At 67.4% G+C, this 19,526-nt stretch carries 18 protein-coding genes; 10 read left to right on the forward strand and 8 right to left on the reverse strand.

The features are described from left to right. Positions 1–55 precede the first annotated feature (55 nt). Positions 56–736 carry a 2'-5' RNA ligase family protein gene (locus AC4D6D_RS19000; protein WP_491328587.1) on the reverse strand — a complete coding sequence of 227 codons (681 nt, stop codon included), beginning with the start codon at positions 734–736 and terminating at the stop codon, positions 56–58. Positions 737–774: 38 nt separating this feature from the next. Continuing rightward, on the reverse strand, positions 775–1,671 hold the full coding sequence (locus AC4D6D_RS19005) for a 3'-5' exonuclease (RefSeq protein ID WP_491328588.1): 897 nt from the start codon (positions 1,669–1,671) through the stop codon (positions 775–777). Between the two features lie 280 nt (positions 1,672–1,951). Between AC4D6D_RS19005 and AC4D6D_RS19010 the strand changes: the two genes are divergently transcribed. The 8 genes from AC4D6D_RS19010 to AC4D6D_RS19045 all read left to right on the forward strand — a co-directional run bounded on the left by AC4D6D_RS19010 (position 1,952) and on the right by AC4D6D_RS19045 (position 11,262). Continuing rightward, positions 1,952–2,041, forward strand: a complete 90-nt coding sequence (locus AC4D6D_RS19010; protein WP_008829858.1) for a potassium-transporting ATPase subunit F — start codon at positions 1,952–1,954, stop codon at positions 2,039–2,041. A gap of 25 nt (positions 2,042–2,066) precedes the next feature. Beyond that, the gene (kdpA, locus tag AC4D6D_RS19015) at positions 2,067–3,770 is read left to right on the forward strand and encodes a potassium-transporting ATPase subunit KdpA (protein WP_491328770.1); all 1,704 of its coding nucleotides are present in this window, start codon (positions 2,067–2,069) and stop codon (positions 3,768–3,770) included. A 10-nt stretch (positions 3,771–3,780) separates the two neighbouring features. Further along, positions 3,781–5,817, forward strand: a complete 2,037-nt coding sequence (kdpB, locus tag AC4D6D_RS19020; protein WP_491328589.1) for a potassium-transporting ATPase subunit KdpB — start codon at positions 3,781–3,783, stop codon at positions 5,815–5,817. 12 nt (positions 5,818–5,829) lie between these two features. Next, the gene (kdpC, locus tag AC4D6D_RS19025) at positions 5,830–6,420 is read left to right on the forward strand and encodes a potassium-transporting ATPase subunit KdpC (protein ID WP_491328590.1); all 591 of its coding nucleotides are present in this window, start codon (positions 5,830–5,832) and stop codon (positions 6,418–6,420) included. Next, positions 6,417–9,098, forward strand: a complete 2,682-nt coding sequence (locus AC4D6D_RS19030; RefSeq protein ID WP_491328591.1) for a DUF4118 domain-containing protein — start codon at positions 6,417–6,419, stop codon at positions 9,096–9,098. The genes kdpC and AC4D6D_RS19030 overlap by 4 nt, the downstream gene beginning before the upstream one ends. Beyond that, a complete protein-coding gene (locus AC4D6D_RS19035; RefSeq protein WP_491328592.1) occupies positions 9,095–9,796 on the forward strand; it encodes a response regulator in 702 nt (233 codons plus the stop codon). The genes AC4D6D_RS19030 and AC4D6D_RS19035 overlap by 4 nt, the downstream gene beginning before the upstream one ends. 110 nt (positions 9,797–9,906) lie before the next feature. After that, positions 9,907–10,287, forward strand: coding sequence for a hypothetical protein (locus AC4D6D_RS19040; RefSeq protein WP_491328593.1), 381 nt, complete (start codon positions 9,907–9,909; stop codon positions 10,285–10,287). A 153-nt stretch (positions 10,288–10,440) separates the two neighbouring features. Further along, positions 10,441–11,262, forward strand: coding sequence for a TorF family putative porin (locus AC4D6D_RS19045; protein ID WP_491328594.1), 822 nt, complete (start codon positions 10,441–10,443; stop codon positions 11,260–11,262). Positions 11,263–11,313: 51 nt separating this feature from the next. On the opposite strand, the gene AC4D6D_RS19050 is transcribed toward AC4D6D_RS19045, so the two are convergent. The 4 genes from AC4D6D_RS19050 to AC4D6D_RS19065 form a co-directional block, all read right to left on the reverse strand. After that, positions 11,314–11,580 (reverse strand): hypothetical protein, encoded by a 267-nt coding sequence (locus AC4D6D_RS19050; RefSeq protein ID WP_491328595.1) that lies wholly within the window; start codon positions 11,578–11,580, stop codon positions 11,314–11,316. Continuing rightward, positions 11,577–12,071, reverse strand: a complete 495-nt coding sequence (locus AC4D6D_RS19055) for a class I SAM-dependent methyltransferase (RefSeq protein WP_491328596.1) — start codon at positions 12,069–12,071, stop codon at positions 11,577–11,579. The genes AC4D6D_RS19050 and AC4D6D_RS19055 overlap by 4 nt, the downstream gene beginning before the upstream one ends. Before the next feature lie 14 nt (positions 12,072–12,085). Then, positions 12,086–12,337, reverse strand: coding sequence for a hypothetical protein (locus AC4D6D_RS19060; RefSeq protein ID WP_491328597.1), 252 nt, complete (start codon positions 12,335–12,337; stop codon positions 12,086–12,088). A gap of 149 nt (positions 12,338–12,486) precedes the next feature. Then, entirely contained in the window at positions 12,487–13,443 is a 957-nt protein-coding gene (locus AC4D6D_RS19065; RefSeq protein ID WP_491328598.1) for a DUF4424 domain-containing protein, read from the reverse strand. 155 nt (positions 13,444–13,598) lie between these two features. On the opposite strand from AC4D6D_RS19065, the gene AC4D6D_RS19070 reads away from it, so the two are divergent. Both AC4D6D_RS19070 and AC4D6D_RS19075 read left to right on the forward strand, forming a co-directional pair. Further along, positions 13,599–15,080: a hypothetical protein gene (locus tag AC4D6D_RS19070; RefSeq protein WP_491328599.1), complete on the forward strand. Its 1,482-nt coding sequence runs from the start codon at positions 13,599–13,601 to the stop codon at positions 15,078–15,080. 3 nt (positions 15,081–15,083) lie between these two features. Next, the gene (locus tag AC4D6D_RS19075) at positions 15,084–16,160 is read left to right on the forward strand and encodes an acyltransferase family protein (RefSeq protein WP_491328600.1); all 1,077 of its coding nucleotides are present in this window, start codon (positions 15,084–15,086) and stop codon (positions 16,158–16,160) included. Here AC4D6D_RS19075 and AC4D6D_RS19080 read toward each other — a convergent pair. Both AC4D6D_RS19080 and AC4D6D_RS19085 read right to left on the reverse strand, forming a co-directional pair. After that, the gene (locus AC4D6D_RS19080) at positions 16,124–17,131 is read right to left on the reverse strand and encodes a Csu type fimbrial protein (protein WP_491328601.1); all 1,008 of its coding nucleotides are present in this window, start codon (positions 17,129–17,131) and stop codon (positions 16,124–16,126) included. The two genes, AC4D6D_RS19075 and AC4D6D_RS19080, sit on opposite strands and share 37 nt — an antisense overlap. After that, positions 17,119–19,524: a fimbria/pilus outer membrane usher protein gene (locus AC4D6D_RS19085; RefSeq protein WP_491328602.1), complete on the reverse strand. Its 2,406-nt coding sequence runs from the start codon at positions 19,522–19,524 to the stop codon at positions 17,119–17,121. The genes AC4D6D_RS19080 and AC4D6D_RS19085 overlap by 13 nt, the downstream gene beginning before the upstream one ends. Between the last annotated feature and the right edge of the window lie 2 nt (positions 19,525–19,526).

Genomic DNA, 19,526 nt, shown 5'->3' on the forward strand with positions numbered 1-19,526 from the left:
GCCTCCAGCCTTCTGAAACGCAATGGTATTGTGGAAGCGCCGATGCGCCGTGGATTCAGGAGCGGCCGGTGCAGCGGAATTCGGCCAGGGTCTTCACCAGTTGCCCGTCGCCGTCGACGAGGCCGATGCCGATTCCTTCCACTTCGCCGCGCGCCTCGGGCGGGGTGCGCGCCATGTCGGTCATGAACGTGGCGAGAGCCGGGTTGCTCTCGTTGGCGAGCAGGGTCAGATGCGGCTCGAACTGCATGAACACGTTGGGCGAGCCGTAGCGCTCGAAGGCGGGGAGCTTGGCCGGATAGGCGCTCATCCAGCCGGGCGGCGTGACGGTGCGGTCGCGCAGCGGCTCGGCGGCGAGCGTCACGAGGTCTGCCAGCCTTTGCAACTCGGGGCTGCGCTCGACATGCAGGAACAGCCAGTTGGAAGCCGTGCGCTCGGTGCCGTTGACGGTCAGCGGCACTGCCTTGCAGTCTTTCGCGGCGGCGGCCACGGCGGCTTTCAGCCGGGGGGCGGCATCCGCCGGATACTGGGTGAGGTAGAGCGTGACATGGGGCGCCTGCCCTTTCGCGTAGAACGTGGTCATGCCGCGCCCGGCAAGGTCGCGGCTGGCCTTCTCCACCGCATCGACGACGGGGCGGGACGGGATCGCGTAGATGTCGATGCTGAGCCGGTCCTCGGCCTGCGCCGGGAGCGCGGCGCCGAAAGTCGCGAGGAGGGCTGGAATGACGTAACGAAGCATCAGCGAAGATTCCTGCCGGAGAGATGGATGGGTGAAGATCATGCGATCTTGTAGCGATCGTTGGCGGTCACCGGAAAGAACGCCGGGCTACCATGGCCGGTGTAGACTTCGGTTGCCAGCCAGGCGGCTTCGTCCTCGCGCTCGGCTTCGGGGATTTCGTTCGACCAGAACCGCATCGCCGCGTTCCAGCGATAGCCGCGCGCCTTGAGGCGGTCCTTGGCTTCGAACGGCGCGTCCACCGCGTTCACCCGGAAGCTGGGCCGCTCGGAGCGGGCCAGCAGGTCGGCCAGCACGGTGCGGCCGTCGGCCAGGCCGTGGGCCAGCAGGTAGAGGAGGGCGAGGATGTCGTTCTCCGCGCGGTGGCCCTCGAAGAACCATCCGCATTGCGAGACGAGATAGCCCAGCGCCCGTCCGTCGAAACCGAGTTCGAGCCAGTCCGGCTCGGCCATCGAACAGGCCCAGGCCTTGTCGGAGAGGGCAGGCAGGCGCCGGTCGATGAACGGCCGGTCGAAAGCGGCATTGTGCGCGACGATCAGGTCCGCCGAACCGAGGATCTCGACGGCCATCGCCTCGTCGATCGCCTGGCCTTGCAGGATTGCGTCGGTCAGGCCCGTCAGCTGGGTGATGCGCGGATCGAGCGGACACTCGGGGTCCTCGCGCCAGACGCGGGGCTGGCCGACCTGCACGATCCGCCCGGCTTCGTCGAAGCGGAAGCGCTGGACGGCGAGTTCGATGATCCGGTCGGAGGTGTTGTCCAGCCCGGTCGTCTCGACATCGACCGCCACGCCGACCCGGCAGGGGACGCCGGGTCGCGGCGCATGGAACCGCGAGACGGTGCGGAGGCGGCGCAGCACCCGGTAATCCGCATCCTCTTCGAGCAGCGCGGCGGCACGGGACAGGGCGTTGGGCGGCGCTTCATGGGGGGGCATGAACATCGCTGCCCCGATAGCGCCTGCGCGGCGAAGTCGAAACACGAAATCCAATGCTGAATCATATGCAAATACTACGCCATCGCCGAACAGCTCGTCTCGAATTTCAACGGCGGATTATCCTAATGGGTCTGCTGCATTCGACTCATGCCGCGCCTCCCGCGACGTGAGCTTGCAGGAGCAATACCCATGCAGGACATCCTCTGGATCGGCCTGACCCTCGCGTTGCTGGCGGCCAGCCTTGGCTACGCCGCGCTGTGCAACAAGGCATGAGGGGCAGCCGCAAATGACCATCGACCTCTGGCTGGCGGGATTCACCGCACTCGGCCTTCTCGTCTACCTCGTTGCCGTGCTCGCGCGGCCCGAACGCTTCTAGGAGCGCCCCAATGACCGTACAGGCCATGACCTTACAAGGATGGCTGCTGATCGCGGCCTTCGTCGGCATCCTGCTGGCGCTTACCAAGCCGATGGGGCTGTGGCTCCATGCACTCTACGAAGGGCGCCGCACGCCGCTTCATGCGGTGTTCGGGCCGGTCGAGCGCGGGTTCTACCGGCTTTCCGGGATCGATTCCGAGGAAGACCAGTCCTGGCGCCGCTACGCCGTGCACATGCTGATCTTCAACGCCGCGCTGATCCTGCTGACTTATGTCCTGCTGCGCGCGCAGGCGCTGCTGCCGCTGAACCCGCTGGGCTACGGTGCGGTAAGTGAGAACCTCGCTTTCAACACGGCGATCAGCTTCGGTGCCAACACCAACTGGCAGAGCTACGGCGGTGAATCGACGATGTCGAACCTGTCGCAAATGCTGGCGCTGACCATTCACAACTTCCTCTCGGCGGCGACCGGCATTGCGCTGGCCTTCGCGCTGTTTCGCGGCTTCGCCCGCCGGAGCGCGAGCGGCATCGGCAATTTCTGGGCCGACATGACGCGGGTGACGCTCTACCTGCTGCTGCCGCTCTGCATCGTGCTGACCCTATTCTACATCGCCAGCGGCGTGCCGCAGACCCTGGCCGCTTCGGTGGACGTCTCGACACTGGAAGGCGTGAAGCAGACTCTGGCGCTCGGCCCCGTCGCCTCGCAGGAGGCGATCAAGATGCTGGGCACCAACGGCGGCGGCTTCTTCAACGCCAACTCGGCCCATCCCTTCGAGAACCCGACGGCGCTGACCGACCTCGTGCAGATGCTGTCGATCTTCGCGATCGGCGTGGGGCTGACTTACACGTTCGGCAAGGCCGTGGGCAACACGCGGCAGGGCTGGGCGATCCTGGCGGCGATGATGGCGCTGTTCCTCGCGGGAACCGCCGTGACCTACTGGCAGGAGGCTGCGGGCAATCCCGTGATACATCACCTCGGCGTCGCCGGGGGCAACATGGAGGGCAAGGAAGTCCGCTTCGGCATAGCCGCAAGTTCGCTGTTTTCCGTCGTCACCACGGCGGCGTCGTGCGGCGCGGTCAATGCGATGCATGACAGCTTCACCGCGCTCGGCGGCCTGATCCCCCTGTTCAACATGCAGCTTGGCGAAGTCGTGATCGGCGGCGTCGGTGCAGGCATCTACGGGTTCCTGCTGTTCGCCATCCTCGCCGTCTTCGTGGCGGGCCTGATGGTCGGACGCACGCCCGAATATGTCGGCAAGAAGATCGAGAGCCGCGAAGTGAAGCTTGCGGTGCTGGCGATCGCGGTGCTGCCGCTGACGATCCTGGGCATGAGCGCAATGGCCTCGGTGCTGCCTGCGGGGCTTGCCGGACCGCTCAACAAGGGGCCGCACGGCTTCTCGGAAATCCTCTACGCCTTCACCAGCGCCGTCGCCAACAACGGCTCCGCCTTCGCGGGACTGTCCGCCAATACGCCGTTCTACAACGGCATGCTGGGCGTGGCCATGTGGATCGGCCGTTTCTTCATCATCATCCCGATGCTGGCCGTGGCAGGCAGCCTCGCCGCCAAGAAGTATACGCCCGAGACCGCAGGCAGCTTCCCCACGACGGGCCCGCTCTGGACCGGCCTCCTGATCGGCATCGTGCTGATCGTCGGCGGCCTGACTTTCCTGCCCAGCCTCGCGCTTGGCCCCATCGCCGATCATCTCGCGATGATCCGCGGCCAGCTTTTCTAAGGATCACCCAATGGCCCGGTCCTCCAAGACTTCTCTGTTCACGGCAGACCTGATCGTTCCGGCGATCGGCGATGCCTTCCGCAAACTCGATCCCCGGGAACTGATCCGCAACCCGGTGATGTTCACCACCGCCGTCGTCGCGGTTCTGCTGACGGTGCTGCTGATCGTCGGCCATGACGGTCTGGCCGCGAGCTTCAAGCTCCAGCTCGTGGTGTGGCTCTGGCTGACGGTGCTGTTCGGTACTTTCGCCGAGGCGCTGGCCGAAGGGCGCGGCAAGGCGCAGGCGGCCTCGCTGCGCGCCACCAAGGCGGAACTGGCCGCCAAGCGCCTCAAGGCCGACGGTTCCCGCTTCGACAACGTGCCCGCCAGCCAGCTCAAGAAAGGCGACGTGGTGCTGGTGCAGACCGGCGACCTGATCCCCTCGGACGGCGAAGTGATCTCCGGCGTCGCCTCGGTCAACGAAGCCGCGATCACCGGCGAATCCGCCCCCGTCATCCGCGAGGCGGGCGGCGACCGCTCGGCGGTGACCGCGGGCACCCGTGTCATCTCGGACGAGATTCGCGTGCGCGTCACCGTCAATCCGGGGCAGGGCTTCCTCGACCGCATGATCGCGCTGGTCGAAGGCGCCGAGCGCCAGAAGACCCCCAACGAGATCGCGCTGACCCTGCTGCTCGTCGGCCTGACGATCATCTTCCTGATCGCGGTGGCGACCATTCCGGGCTTTGCCAGCTATGCGGGCGGTTCGGTGCCGGTATCGATCCTGGCCGCGCTGCTCATCACCCTGATCCCGACGACGATCGCGGCGCTGCTCTCGGCCATCGGCATTGCCGGGATGGACCGTCTGGTGCGCTTCAATGTGCTGGCGAAGTCGGGCCGCGCGGTCGAGGCGGCGGGCGACGTCGATGTCCTGCTGCTCGACAAGACCGGCACGATCACCATCGGCGACCGCCAGGCCACCGAATTCCGGCCCGTTGGCGGCGTCAATATCAGCGAACTGGCCGAAGCCGCGCTGATGGCCAGCCTCGCCGACGAAACGCCCGAGGGCCGCTCGATCGTCGTCCTCGCCCGCGAGAAGTTCGGGCTGACCACGGCGGTGCTGCCCGAAGGCGCAGAGGTCATTCCCTTCACCGCGCAGACCCGTATTTCCGGCGTCAACACTGGCGGCCGGGTGATCCAGAAGGGCGCGGTGCAGGCGATCCTCCGCGCCAATCCAGAGGCCGGGACGACCGCCGCCGCCACCGAACTGCGCCGCGTGACCGACGAGATCGGCCGCGCGGGTGGCACGCCGCTGGCGGTTGCCGTCGACGGCCGCCTGCTGGGGGCGATCTTCCTCAAGGACATCGTCAAGGCCGGTATCCGCGAGCGCTTCGGCGAGTTGCGGCAGATGGGCATCCGCACGGTGATGATTACCGGCGACAACCCGCTGACCGCGGCCTCGATCGCGGCGGAATCGGGCGTGGACGACTTCCTCGCCGAAGCCACGCCCGAGGACAAGCTCGCGCTGATCCGCAAGGAGCAGCAGGGCGGCAAGCTTGTCGCCATGTGCGGTGACGGCACCAACGATGCGCCCGCGCTGGCGCAGGCGGACGTCGGCGTCGCCATGAACACCGGCACCCAGGCCGCGCGCGAGGCCGGCAACATGGTCGATCTCGACAGCGATCCGACCAAGCTGATCGAGGTCGTCGGCCTCGGCAAGCAGCTCCTGATGACGCGCGGGGCGCTGACCACGTTCTCGGTCGCCAATGACGTCGCCAAGTACTTCGCGATCATCCCGGCCATGTTCATCGTGCTTTATCCGGGGCTGGGCGTGCTCAACGTGATGGGCCTTGCGACCCCGCAGAGCGCGATCCTGTCGGCGATCATCTTCAATGCGCTGATCATTCCCTGCCTCGTGCCGCTGGCGCTCAGGGGCGTGAAGTACAAGCCGATGGGGGCAGGCCCGTTGCTGGCGCGCAACCTGGCCATCTACGGCCTCGGCGGGCTGATCGCACCGTTCATCGGCATCAAACTCATAGACCTGGCCGTCAATGGCCTGGGCCTCGCCTGAGGAGGCGACGACATGAACAATGATATCCTATCCTCGCTGCGCCCTGCTTTCGTCATGACCGGGCTCTTCGCCGCGCTGCTCGGCCTCGGCTATCCGCTGGCGATGACCGGCGTCGGCCAGCTGCTTTTCCCCCGCCAGGCGAACGGCAGCCTTATCACCGAGAACGGCAAGGTCGTCGGCTCGACCGTGGTCGGTCAGGCCTTCGCTTCGGACCGCTACTTCCAGACGCGCCCTTCGGCTGCGGGCAAGGGCTATGACGGACTGGCCTCGTCCGGCTCGAACCTCGGTCCGACCTCGCAAGTCCTGCACGACCGGGTGAAGGAGCAGGTCGCGACGATGCAGGCGGCGGAGCCGGGCAAGCCGATCCCCGCCGATCTCGTCACGACTTCGGGCTCGGGCCTCGATCCCGACATCACGCCCGAGGCGGCCATTTATCAGGCCGATCGCGTGGCACGGGCGCGCGGTCTCGATCCCGTCGCCGTCCGCCGCCTCGTGGACGAGAGCGTCGAACGGCCGCTGCTCGGCTTCATCGGCGAACCACATGTAAACGTGTTCGAACTCAATCGACGACTGGACGGTATCGGCGCTAAGCAGACCCCGTGACTCAAAACGACAGACCCTCTCCGGAAGCCCTCCTGCGCGCCGCCGCGCAGGAGGGCCGTGGCCGTCTGAAGGTATTCCTCGGCGCCGCGCCCGGTGTCGGCAAGACCTGGGAAATGCTGACCGAGGGCCACCAGCGGCGCGATGCCGGGGTGGACGTGGTGGTGGGCGTCGTCGAGACGCATGGCCGGCGCGAAACCGAGGCGCTGGTACAGGGGCACGAAGTGATCCCCCGCCGCGAGGTCGAGCACAAGGGGCACAGCCTCGGCGAAATGGACATCGACGCCATTCTCGCGCGGGCGCCCGGGCTGGTGCTGGTGGACGAACTCGCCCACACCAATGCACCGGGAAGCCGCCATCCCAAGCGCTATCAGGATGTCGAGGAACTGCTCGACGCCGGGATCGACGTCTATTCCACGATCAATATCCAGCACGTCGAGAGCCTGAACGACGTCGTCGCCTCGTTCACGCGGGTGCGGGTGCGCGAAACGGTGCCCGATTCCGTGCTCGAACAGGCGGAGATCGAAGTCGTCGACATTCCGCCCGACGAATTGATCGAGCGGCTGAAGGACGGCAAGGTCTATATCCCGCACGAGGCGACGCGGGCGCTCGGTCACTTCTTTTCCAAGACCAACCTCACCGCCTTGCGCGAACTGGCGCTGCGCCGCGCGGCGCAGGCGGTCGATGCGCAGATGCTGGAGCATGTCCGCGCCAATGCGCTGGCGGGCAGCTTTGCCGTCGGGGAACGTATCGTCGTGGCCGTCAGCGAACTGCCGCATGCCGCCGGGCTGGTCCGCGCGGGCAAGCGCATGGCGGACGCGCTGAGGGCGCCGTGGACCGCCGTGCATATCGAGACCCAGCGCCACCGCCAGTTCAGCGACGAGGAGCGCCGCCAGCTCGCCGATACGCTGGCACTCGCCACCCGACTGGGCGCTTCGACCGCCAGCATTCCGGCGGCCGACGTGGTGGACGGCCTGCGCCAGTTCGCGCGCGAGGCGCGGGCGACGCAGATCGTCATCGGCAAGTCGAGCCGCACCTGGTGGTTCGAGATGCGCCACGGTTCGGTGGTGGACCGGCTGGTGCGCTCGGTGGGCGATGTGGCGGTCCATGTCCTGCCCTCGGGCGAGGAGGCCTCGCCCGACCGCAAGGCGCGGCATCGGCTGCGCGGAAAATGGGGAAATCCCGCCGACTACCTCTGGTCGCTGCTGATGGTGGCGGCGATGGCCGTGATCGGGCGGCTGCTGCTGGAAGCGCTCGATCTCGGCAATATCGCGCTGCTGTTCCTGGTCCCGGTGATGTTCGCGGCGGCGACGTTCGGCTTGCGCGCGGGCCTGTTCGCAGGCCTCGCCTCCAGCCTTGCCTACAACTTCTTCTTCCTGCCGCCGACCGGCACGCTGACCGTCAGCAATCCCGAGAACGTGATCTCGATCCTCGTGCTGCTGGGCGTCGCTGTCGTCACCAGCCAGTTCGCCGCGCGGGTCCGCGCGCAGGCGGATCTGGCGGGATCGAGCGCGCGCCAGAATGCCGCGCTCGCCAGCTTTTCGCGCCAGCTGACCGCCGCCGTCACCCGCGAGGAACTGATGCAGGCGATCTGCGCCGAAGTTTCCCGCCTGCTCGACGTGCGCGCGGTGCTGCTGCTGCCTTCCGCCGACGGCCCGGTGCTCGCCGCCGCACTGCCGCCGGAAGACCGGCTCGAACAGATCGAGCGCGCCGCCGCGCAGTGGGCGATGGAGAACGACCAGCCCGCCGGGCGCGGTTCGGCCACGCTCACCGCCTCCGACTGGCTGTTCAACCCCTTGCGGACGACGCGCGGCGTGCTCGGCGTGCTGGGCATCGCCCGCACCGATGCCGCCGATCCCCTGCGCTCCGACCAGTTGCCGCTGCTGATGAGCCTGCTCGACCAGGCTTCGATCGCCTTCGACCGCCTGACGCTGGAGGAGGAGAACCTCAAGGCGCAGGCCGTGGGCGAGCGCGACCGGCTGCGCTCGGCGCTGCTCTCGTCGGTCAGCCATGATCTGCGCACCCCCCTCACCACGATCCTGACGGCGGCGAAGGAGATGCGCCAGCACCCCTCCGGCGAACTGGCCGAGGCCATCGAGACCGAGGCGCTGCGCCTCAACCGCTTCGTCGCCAACCTGCTCGACATGGCCCGCGTCGAGGCCGGCGCCCTGCCGATGAAACCGGAGCCGACCGACCTGTTCGACGCGGTGGCCGGGGCCGCCCACGATACCCGCGCCGCTCTGCACGGACATGCGGTCCAGCTCGACATTCCGCCCGACGTGCCGCTGGTGCGCGTCGACCCGGTCCTCCTGCACCATTGCCTCATCAACCTGCTCGACAATGCCGGGCGCTATGCCGATCCCGGCACGCCGATCCTGATCCGCTGCCGCCGGGCGCCGGACATGTTGCTGCTTTCGGTGATCGATCAGGGACCGGGCATTCCTCTCGGCCAGGAAAAGCGCGTGTTCGAGACCTTCACGCGGCTCGAAGGGTCGGACCGGGTGCGCCACGGCACCGGCCTTGGCCTCGCCATCGTCAAGGGCTTTGCCGAGGCCATGGGGCTTTCGGTCGAGGCTTCGAACAACGAGGAGCCGCCGGGTGCCTGCTTCACCATCCGCATTCCCGATGCGTTGATACTCAAGAGTTTCGAGGGCAACTTCGAAGATAGGGACGTACCATGACCATCCGCCACAAGGTCCTCATCGTCGATGACGAGCCGCAGATCCGCCGCCTCATCCTCGCCGCGCTCGGCCGGGCCGACTACCATGTCATCGAGGCGGTGAACGGGCGCGAGGCGCTCGATCGGCTGCGGCAGGAGCGGCCCGACATCGTGTTGCTCGACCTCGGCCTGCCGGACCGCGACGGGCTGGAACTCGTGCCGCTGATCAAGCAGCAGAGCGACACCACGCTCATCATCGTCTCCGCCCGCGAGGCGACCGAGGAAAAGGTCGCCGCGCTCGATCTCGGCGCCGACGACTACCTGACCAAGCCTTTCGATACCGACGAATTGCTGGCCCGCGTCCGCGTGGCGCTGCGCAACCGCATGACGCGCGGCGGCGGCGTGCCCGCCGTGAGTGCCGGGGACCTCTCCATCGACCTGATGAACCGCCGGATCACCAAGGCGGGCAAGGAAGTCCATCTGACGCCTAAGGAATATGCGGTTCTGGCGCAGCTCGCCAAGTTTCCGGGGCGGGTCATCACCCACGACCAGATCATGGTGAACGTCTGGCCGAACGAATCCGAGCGCCATGTCGAATACTTGCGCGTGCTGGTGCGGTCGCTGCGGCAGAAGCTGGAAACCGATCCGCAGCGTCCGCAGATCATCAGCAACGAGGTGGGCATAGGCTACCGCCTGCGCCTGCCCGAAGACGCGGCCTGAGAGCGGCTCAGAGACCGGCATTGTGAAATCTCTATGCCGGGGGCCGTTTGCCGCTCTCGAATTGCTATGCGCGCCCCTATAGATGGTGTGCCTCCCGAAGGAGGTGCACGATGGCGGCATGGCATGAAACTCTCGCAGCCCGGCTCTTGCTGCGGCTCGGCGGCGGCGCTCTGCTGAGCGCGGCCTGGTTCGTCGGCTCGCTGCTCTACAGCAGCGTTCATGCGCATTCGCCGCGGGCGGCGACGCCCGCCGAACTGGGCCTTTGCGCGCTGCTGCTTCTATTGACCGTGACCGGCAACGCATTGGCATTCGTCGGCGAAGGGCTCTGGAAACAGGTGACCATACCGGGACGCTGGAGCGCCGGACTAACCGAGCCGCGCCTGTTCGAGCTGTTCCGGCACGATGAGCCTCCGCAAACCGCAGAAAGCCCGACAGTCGCGGGTACAGACACCTTGTTCGCCGGACGCGCCGGGCAGCGTTCGACCGGCTGATGGGAGCCGTCATGGGGCAGGATAAAGTCCCGGGAAGTAATGAAAACACTATGCGGACGCAGTTGTCCCGCTCTCGATATCAAATGCGAACCTGCTCTACTTGGGCGTCCTCGAATCGCTCCGCCGCTCCGGCGGAGAACGCAAGAGGACATCATGAAATCCATCGTATCTCTCGCCGCTCTCTTCGTCGGCTCCATTCCGCTGGCGGCCCAGGCCCAGGACGAGTCGGCGCCAAGCGCTGTGACCGTTTCCGGTTCCGCCACGCTGACCTCGGACTACCGTTTCCGCGGCGTCTCGCAGTCGGACAAGAGCATGGCGGTTCAGGGCGGCCTTACCATCGCCCATGAGAGCGGACTCTACGTCGGAACCTGGGCATCGAACCTTTCGGGCTGGGGCACGTTCGGCGGCGCCAACATGGAACTGGACCTGATCGGCGGCTACAAGGCGAAGCTGGGCGACCATGCCGCGCTCGATGTCGGCCTGACCTGGTACATGTATCCGGGCGGGGCGGACGATACCGATTTCGCCGAGCCTTACGTCAAGCTCTCCGGCACCGCCGGCCCGGCCACGCTGACGGCGGGCGCGGCCTATGCGCCGAAGCAATATGCGCTCGCGAACGTCTCGAAAGCGCCCAACAGTCGGGGGCAGAAGCAGGACAACCTCTACCTCTGGGGTGACGGTGCACTGGCCATTGCCGGAACGCCGCTGACGGCCAAGGCGCATCTGGGCCATTCGAACGGCAATCCCGGCCTTGGACCCAACGGCACCAGCGTCGCGCCCACCGGCAGGTACTGGGACTGGTCGCTCGGGCTGGACGCCGCCTGGCGCAACCTGACCTTCAATGTGTCCTACGTCGATACCGATATCGGCGGCGCCGCTGCCGCGCGGCTCCAGCCGAACTTCAGCAAGGGGCAGGACGGCTCCGGCTCGATTGCCGATGCCGCCGTGGTCGCCTCGGTGACGGCGGCATTCTGACAGGGCGAAAAGCCCGGCATCGGGGGATGCCGGGCTTTCTCGATATAGCGATCAGCCCCGCGGTCTGCGGCGCTTCAGGCGCCGCTCGTGCAGCAGCGCGGGCAACATCCGATGCTGGCTGTTTTCGACGCGCAGGGCCAGCGCGACTTTCCTGCCCCGTATCAACAGGACAAGGCCCAGCAGCGTCGCGACAAGGCACAGCACGGTAACGAGGCCATGCGGCCCGGCGGCCCGGCCCGGCGTCAGCAGTGCCAGGCTAGGCCCGCCGACGAAAAGCACCGCGCCGAGGACGCGCCAGCGAAAGTCCCGGCGTGTCATGTGCAGAGCCTTGCGGGCAGGACAAGATCACCGGCGCGTCCCGCTGCCTCCACAAGGGCTTCCGGCGCCGCTGCCGTTACTTCGTAAAGCACGATATCGGCTGGAAATTCCGCCTCTGCTTCGAGCCTTGCCAGCGGCTGCGCGACCTCGAAGGCGAAGCCGATGGCGGAGTCCGCGTGAAGGCACGCATGGCGGCGTGCGCGTTCGATGCGCTCGGGATCGACATCCGCGCCGAGGGCCTCGATCGACAGAAAGCCGAGGGACTTTGCCCGTCTCGCCGCTGCGATGAGCAGGCAGCCGTCGCCGCACGGGACGTGGATGATGCGCAGGGCGCGGCGGCCGTGCTCGCGCAGTTCTTCGAGACGGGCCGAGAGGGCGGGCCAGCGGGGATCATCGCACGGGGCGGGAGCGATTTTCAGGGGCCGTATCGCCGCCGTGATCGACACGGCAGGCCAGGGCGAGGCCCCCTTCAGCGAAAGCGCGTAGGGCATGGTCGATGCTCCCGTCAGGCGGCCCGTTCGAGCGGCGGCTCGAACGGGATCGCGGGCACGAGCCATTCCGCCGCAAGGACGATCACCGCGCCCGGAAAGCCATGGACTTCGCTGCGCGCGAAACGCCAGGCGGCGTCGCGGGAAATGAACCGGCCTTCCAGAAGGCCGTGGTTTTCCTGGACCAGCCAGTGCCCGGCCCGGTCCTGGCCGACATAGATCACGGACCCCTGTTGGTCGGGCTCCGCAGTGCCGAAGGATTGGATCACGATACGCTCCTCAAAGCTACGTAGACAATCGGCCTCGAAACGACGGGGCCGATGTCTCGAAAATTAAAAGGAGGCGCGTGTGAATTCCAGACGAGGTCAGGCGGCGGCCCGTTGAGATTTCATAATGCGTGTCGTCCTGGAGGAAGGCTTTACTTTTCTTCGGTGCGGCGTTCGAGGAACAGGATCGAGAGGTCCTTTTCCGGTCGCCAGTTGGTTTTCGTCATTTCGAAGCGGGTCGGGGCGATCTTGCGGACGCCGTCGCCGCAGAAGCTGACGAAGTCGTGCGGAAGCTCCTTGTCGACGACGAGGCGGAACTTGCCGATCGGCTTCTTCCAGTTGCCGCCGGTGACGAGGATGTAGTCGATCCAGCCTTCCGAATAATGGATGTCGCGGGCAGCGGCGCGGTTCATGGCCGAGAGCAGGGTGGCATCGACGCAGTAGGTGCGCACGGTTTCCGACTCCGGCTCATGGCCGAGCAGGGTAGCCACCGTGCCGCCGACCGAGGGCTGGTAGCGATGCTCGACCACCACCGGCACGCCCGCCGGGAACGTCTGGAGCCAGTGATAGGTCGTCTCCAGCTTCCAGGCCGGATAGCCGTCCTCGTCGATCAGCCCGAGACGCTGGGCTTCGGCGTTGTCGGCCGGGGTCAGGCGCTCCAGCGCTTCCTGCGCGGGGCCGAGGTGCGGGGCCAGAGGAATCCCGTGCGTGCGCAGCCAGGCGGCGCGGTCGGCGGCACCGACCACGGCCTTCTGCTCCATGTCCATGGCGACCGGTCTGCCGTCCACGCGGGTCGTGAAGCCGAGGAAATTGTCGGGGGAATCGAGGGGAATCGAGACATCCATCTCGAACATCTCCCGGCCCCCCACAGGTGGCAGCGGGAAGGCGACGCGGCTGACCACGTCCTTGCCGCTGGTGTTGAGGAAGGTGTAGCGCACCTTGACCGCCGAACGCGAGATTTCGAGATCCTCGGTCTGCATCTCGATGCTATCGCTGCGGGTCAGGACGAGGCCGCCTGCCGCCAGTTGCGCTGAGGAATCGTTGGCGAGGGCCATGCCCGAAAGGCAGGAGGAAAGCGCCGCGATGGCCAGGGTCAGATATCTCCGCATGGCACTGTGGTAGCGCGGAGAGCGGCCGGGTTTCAATCGCTTCCGGTGGCTTGCCCTTGGCGCGGCGCCGAAGGAGAGTTAACGCTTCCTTCGCCAAACCTGCCTAGACGCCTTGCCTGCGTCCGGAGCGGGCGAGCAAGTTGCGGGGCCTGTCGTTGATCCGTTCGTCCAGCCGGTTATTGGTTCTCGCCACGCTGCTCCTGCTTGGCTGCGCGCTGGTCTGGACCTGTCTTCAGCGCGGGCCGTGGTACGACGAATTCTACACCCAGTTCGTGACCCGTCCCGGCCTGCCCTGGACGGACGCCTTGCGCGAAAGCTGGCTCGCGGACAACCATCCGCCGCTCTACTACGTGCTGGCGCGCATGACCGCGTGGCTCGGCTCGATCGCGTATCATCGCCTGCTCAATGTGGCGCTCGGCGGACTGGCGCTGGCGGGCGGTGCGATTATCGTGCGCGAGGTGCCGCGCCTCGCGCACGCCGCAGCGGTGCTGGTGCTGGAACTGGCCGCCAATCCCTGGTCATTGATCGCCGGGAGCGAGCTGCGGTCCTATTTTCTCTCGCTCTGCGCGGCGACCGTGCTGGCGCTGGGGCTTTGCGCCGTCCGGCTGACCGGAGAGGCGGGCTCGGCCCGGCGGCAGGCGGTGTTCTGGATCGCCGCGCTTGCGGCGTTCAATACGCATATCATCACATCGCTCGCCTGTGCGGCACTGGCCCTGCCGTTCCTCATGGCTGCCGCCCTGCGCCGCGACTGGCGGGAGGTGCGTGCGGTCGGCGTGCCGGTCGTCGTCGCCGGGCTGGTCTTCGCGGCGATCACGGCGCTCCAGCTTCCGATCTGGCTGAGCAATACCCGCGTGTTCTGGATCGAGCCGGGCCTCGATTCCGCCCGCTGGTCGGTGGAATGGGCACTGCTGCGCACGCTGGAGGCCAACCTGCCGGTGCTGGCGGGGGCCCTGGCAGGAGCGGTGTTGCTGGGCCGCGACGTGCTGCGGCACAGGAAGCCAAGCGGCGAGGCCGGGGCGCTGGCGCTGCTGGTGGCCGGTGTCGTGCTGGCGGCGGGGGGGCTTGTCGCCCTGCACATGCTGCGGCCGATCCTGATCGAGAAGTATCTGATGGCGCTGGTCGCGGCGGTCTCGGTCAGCGTGGGGCTGGCCGGGGGGCGGCTGCTCGAAAGCCTGTCGCCGCGCTGGCGGCTGCTGGCGCTGCTGGCCGGGTTCGCGGCGACGCTGCTGGCGCTTGCGCAGAACGTGCCGCTCGCGGTGAACCGGGTGAGCTGGTTCACTACGGGCCGGGTGATCGCGCAGGAAGTCGCCCGCTGTCCGGGGACGGTGGTGCATACCGACCCGTTCTGGAATGCCGAAGTCATGGCCATGTTGCCGCGCGACAATGCGCAAGTCGTGCCTTTCGCCTATCGCTACGTGGCGCGTTCGTTCGGTTTTTCGGTTGCTCCGGCGGGATCGCGGGAAATGGCGCAAGGTTGCCCGACGGTGTTCTGGGGCGAGCATGACAGCAAGCAGCAGTTCGACGCCGGGGCGGTCTCGGCCCATCTGCGCGCCTCAGGTGTTCCGGTGCGGGACATGGATTTTCGGCGCATCGGGGACGGCTGGATCGCCGTGGTTCCGCCGCAGCCGGAGCGCTGAACCATGAGCGCGGCGCGCACGCCGAAGCTCCGGGGCATTCAGGCCCTGCGCGGGATCGCGGCGCTCGCGGTCGTCGCCTATCACGCCGCCCGGCACCTCGGGCAGGCGGTGGACGCATCGGCGATCACCCGCTTTACCCAGCCGGGCCATGCGGGGGTGGACCTGTTCTTCGTGCTGTCCGGCTTCATCATCCTTCATGTCCACCGGCAGGACATCGGCCGTCCGCAGGCGCTCGGGCGCTATGCCTGGCAGCGGTTCGCGCGGCTCATGCCGATCTACTGGGTGGCGCTGGCGGCGACGATCGCGCTGATGTTGCCGCATCACGGCGGCGAAGTGACGCTCACCCGCGTCGTGCTCTCGGCGAGCCTGCTGCCGGTGACGCAGGACCCTTTGCTGGGCGTCGCCTGGACCTTGCAGCACGAGATGCTGTTCTACGCCGCCTTCGCGCTGCTGATAGTGAGCCGGAAAGTCGGGCTGGCTTGCCTTTCGCTCTGGCTGCTCTGGGGCCTTGCGCAAGGGATCGGACTGCTGCCGGACCTCGGCCTGCCGCGCTTCGCCAGCCTGTTCAACCTCCAGTTCCTGTTCGGCATGGGGGCGGCGCTGGCGGTCAATCGGGGCTGGATCGGGCGCGGAGGCCTGCTTGCTTTGGCTGCCGCCGGGCTGCTGGTGCTGGTCGGGACGATGGAGGCGCTGGGGCGGATCGACGGTTACGGCAATCTCGCCCGGCTTGCCTATGGTCTGCCTTGCGCGCTGTTGATCGCGGGGCTTGCGGTCTGGGAAGGGCAGGCGCGTCGGCGGGTTTCCGCTCTGCCGGTCGCCTTGGGCGAGGCGTCCTACAGCCTCTATCTCTTCCACCTGCTGGGCATCGGCGTGGCCTGGCAGGTGTGGCTGCGCACCGGGATCAATACCGCCGCGCATCTCGCGTCCTGTTATGCCTTTCTGCTAGCAGGGGCGCTCGCCTGCGGGCTTTTCGTGCATCACCTGATCGAAGGGCCGCTGTTACGGCGTATGCGGCGCAGAGCGAAATCCCCGCGCGAGGACGATCAGAACGCCACGTCGACCCGCACGGTATCGGTATAGGTTCCGCCGGGCGGCGTGACTTGTCCGGGCAGGATCGCCGCGCGGTAGGTGTAGCCCTGCGTGGTCACGGAATCGTAGATGTTGGGATTGGTTTCCGCCGTGCCGCTGCCGCGCCTTGCAGCGCCGACCGAACCCCAGCGCTCGGTGGAGGCGGTCGTCTTGTAGATCTCGTAATTGAGATAGCTGGAGGTCGAGCCCGACGTATAGCGCATCCGGCGCACGGCGCCGCTGGCATTGGCGCCGTCGTCGAGGCCCACGGTATAGGAGGTTCCCGCGCTGCACCGGATCTGGATCGTGCGGGTGATCGGGTTGAAGCTGCCCACCAGCGGCGCCGAGCCGAACCCGGCGGCGGGTGCGTTGATGATGCAGTCGTTCTGGACCGTGAGCGTTACCGTGATGCGCGCGACCACCCCTGTCCCCCAGTTGGTCGGCGCGGTCAGCAGCGGGCGTACGAGACCGGGGCTGTTGTCGAAGGTAATGCAGGCGACCACCCCGACGGTGCAGATCGAATAGTACCAGCGCAGATCGAAGGAGCCGGTATAGTCCCCGGCCCGCAGTGCCGTGGTCGGTGTAGTGCGTATGTAGATCGGTACGGTGCCGCCCGTGCCGGAGAACAGGCTGAGAAGGGGCGTCGAAGAGATGTTCTCGAACGTGTTCAGGGGCAGGGCGGCACCGTTCTGCGTGGCCGATGGGATATAGGGAACCGTCAGCCCGCCAGGTCCGGTCAGCAGCAGCGTGGAATTTTCGACACGAAGGCCCACATAGTGTGTGGCCAGCAAGGCGAGCGTGATGTCGCACTGCAAACCGGCCGAGCCGCTGCCTTGCTGGGACGTGGTGCCGACCGTGTAGGAACTCACGCCGCCCAGGTTGGCGCTGCCCGCGGAGACGGTGCAGGCTTCGGCGCGGGCGGCGAGCAGCACGAACGCCAGCATGGCGGTGAACAGGGCGAGGAGGCGGCTTACGGTTGGCATATCACGGTTCCGATGTCGAGAATATCCTCGGCGGGAAGGCTCGCCGCAAACCGGGCGCGGCAGGTGCCGCCTTCGGGGAAAGTCGCCACCAGCGCGTTTTCGGCGGCCACGCCCTCCAGGAAGATCATCCCGTCCCACCCCGCGTAAGTTCGCGTTTTTTCGTTGAGCAGAATGACCGAACCGGCCGGAACCGGCTTGCCCGCCGTATCGACGAGCACGCCGCGCGCGACGGTCGTGCGGTCGAGAGGGAAGCGCACCACGTAGCCGCTGCCCGCCGCCACCGCCACGCGGCGACTGACGACGTCGGCCTGCACACTGGGCGGCAACGACAGGGTGTCGATGTCGTAATGGGCCGGATACCAGGCGCTGGCGGAGGGGATGAGCAGGCGTCCGTTCCGGTCGGTCTCGCCGATCAGCTGGTTCTCGTAGCGCACCGGAACGCCCGGCTCGCCGTTGGTGGTGACGAGCGCGAAGGCGTCGGTCACGCGGTTGGCGGCGAAGAGGGCGCCGTCCATGAAGACCAGCGATCCGCTCGCGCCCAGCCATCCGGTATAGTCGCCCTGGCCATAGGCTCCGGCGCGCAGCTGGATCGGCTGGGTGCGCCAGGCAAGGTCGCCGCGCAAGTAGGGCTGGTCTCCGGGTTCGCCGTAGACGCTGGCGTTCCAGCCGAAGCCGCCCTCGGTGGGGATCGGTCGCGAGTAGTCCGCCGTCAGCCCGGTCCGCCCGTCCTGATCGCGCGCCACGCCGGCGCTGGCATAGCCGGTGCCGAGCGGCACGGTGAGCGTCAGCGCGCCGGACCAGCTCTTGCTGGCGAAGTCGCGCGAAACGCCCGCATAGAGGCGGCTTTCGCGCCAGAGCGGCACCGTCCACGAGAGATTGGCGAGCTTGCCGCTATCGGCCCCCTGCCGCGCAAGGTCGAAATAGCCGAGGCCGAGCGTGCCGCCGCCGCCCAGCGAGAAACTGGCGGTGGCGGAAGTCTGGCGCTCCCACCCGCGACGGTAGGGCTGGTCGAGCAGGGCGAGGTCCACATAGTCGGCGTCATGCCGGATATGCCGCACCCCCACGGAGAACCGCCGCGCCTGGTATTCGTAGCCGACCGTCAGCTCGCCTCCCGAGGTCTGCCCCAAGTTGCGGCTGTAGGAGGCATTGACCACGCCCAGCTCGCCCACCCGGAACACCGCCCCGGCGCCGAGCACGCGCATGTCCTCTGCCGCCTCGCCGCGCAGTTCCAGCGTGAGCGCGCTCGTCAATCCGTGCCGGGCGAAGGCGCTGACGGCGAGGCCTTCGTAGTCGAAATTGCGGATGCCGTAGTTGCGGCGGAACGAGCCTGCGGCCAGTGCATATTCGGTCAGCCCCGGACGCAGCAGGGCGCTGCTGACGTAGAAGGGCATGGTTGTGGCGATGCTGCGTCCGAGCATGTCGGTGACGATCAGGTTGGCCTGCCCATAGCCGTTGATCGGCGGCAGGGTGCCGAGCGAGAACGGGCCGGGATTGACCTGGCTCCCCGCGATCCGCTGGCCGTTGACGACGAGATCGACGGTAGAGGGTAGGGCGGCGCTGCCGGCGAATTCGGGCAGCGGATAGGTCACGATATCCGGGCGTACCGAGAAATCGCGGGAAATCTGCGCCCCGCCCAGCCGGATCGCGGGTGCCCAGGGCAGGGTGCGGGTGATGATGTCGCCCGCTTCCACCGTCGTCATGCTGCGCTCGTCGGACCAGCGCCAATACGTGTCGTAGCGGATGTAGGGGCCATGGCGGCGATCGTCGGAGATATTGCCCGGCGAGGTGCTGACGACGCCGGTGGTAGAGACCATGCCGAACCGCCCGAACACCCGTGCCTCGTGCCAGAGCGAGGCTTGCAGCGGAAGGCCGCCGCCGCCGGTCAGGAAGGCGTCGTAGTTGAGCAGGGCGCCGGTATCCCGCTTCGCCCGTTCGTAGGGGCGGCCGTGCGGGCCGATCTGCTGGGTCGGGAGATAGTCGGGCAGGACGGTGAGGTGCAACTGCTGGCGCGCGGCATCGTAATCGGCGCTCACCCCGTCCAGCGTATCGAGAAAGACTTTTTCATCGGTCGTGTGCAGAACCATCCCGGCGCGGCGCAAGTCCGCCGTGCGGAGCTGGAAGCGGTCGTCGCGCTTGAGCACCGGCGCTAGCACGCCGCTGGCCATGCCGTTGACGTGGATTTCGAGTTGCAGGGTCTGGTCGGCGTTGAAATCCGCCCGGTCGACCGGCGGCGGCAGGTCGGAGAAGAAATCGGCGCGCGGGGCGGCATCGGGGGCGTCCGGTGCATCGGGCGCGGCGAGGCAGTCCGTCGCCAGCAACAGCGCGATGACGCAGGTGGCGATCCCGGCCGGGACTCGCTTCGGGCGTCTCCGCGATGGCTCGGCTCCGGGCATCT

This window comes from Novosphingobium sp. BF6 (genome assembly GCF_058273105.1).

Coding starts and splice junctions, on each gene's coding strand:
- AC4D6D_RS19000 (WP_491328587.1), bottom strand. CDS start 736: ATGCTTCGTTACGTCATTCCAGCCCTCCTCGCGACTTTCGGCGCCGCG.
- AC4D6D_RS19005 (WP_491328588.1), bottom strand. CDS start 1,671: ATGTTCATGCCCCCCCATGAAGCGCCGCCCAACGCCCTGTCCCGTGCC.
- AC4D6D_RS19010 (WP_008829858.1), top strand. CDS start 1,952: ATGACCATCGACCTCTGGCTGGCGGGATTCACCGCACTCGGCCTTCTC.
- kdpA (WP_491328770.1), top strand. CDS start 2,067: ATGACCTTACAAGGATGGCTGCTGATCGCGGCCTTCGTCGGCATCCTG.
- kdpB (WP_491328589.1), top strand. CDS start 3,781: ATGGCCCGGTCCTCCAAGACTTCTCTGTTCACGGCAGACCTGATCGTT.
- kdpC (WP_491328590.1), top strand. CDS start 5,830: ATGAACAATGATATCCTATCCTCGCTGCGCCCTGCTTTCGTCATGACC.
- AC4D6D_RS19035 (WP_491328592.1), top strand. CDS start 9,095: ATGACCATCCGCCACAAGGTCCTCATCGTCGATGACGAGCCGCAGATC.
- AC4D6D_RS19040 (WP_491328593.1), top strand. CDS start 9,907: ATGGCGGCATGGCATGAAACTCTCGCAGCCCGGCTCTTGCTGCGGCTC.
- AC4D6D_RS19045 (WP_491328594.1), top strand. CDS start 10,441: ATGAAATCCATCGTATCTCTCGCCGCTCTCTTCGTCGGCTCCATTCCG.
- AC4D6D_RS19050 (WP_491328595.1), bottom strand. CDS start 11,580: ATGACACGCCGGGACTTTCGCTGGCGCGTCCTCGGCGCGGTGCTTTTC.
- AC4D6D_RS19055 (WP_491328596.1), bottom strand. CDS start 12,071: ATGCCCTACGCGCTTTCGCTGAAGGGGGCCTCGCCCTGGCCTGCCGTG.
- AC4D6D_RS19065 (WP_491328598.1), bottom strand. CDS start 13,443: ATGCGGAGATATCTGACCCTGGCCATCGCGGCGCTTTCCTCCTGCCTT.
- AC4D6D_RS19075 (WP_491328600.1), top strand. CDS start 15,084: ATGAGCGCGGCGCGCACGCCGAAGCTCCGGGGCATTCAGGCCCTGCGC.
- AC4D6D_RS19080 (WP_491328601.1), bottom strand. CDS start 17,131: ATGCCAACCGTAAGCCGCCTCCTCGCCCTGTTCACCGCCATGCTGGCG.
- AC4D6D_RS19085 (WP_491328602.1), bottom strand. CDS start 19,524: ATGCCCGGAGCCGAGCCATCGCGGAGACGCCCGAAGCGAGTCCCGGCC.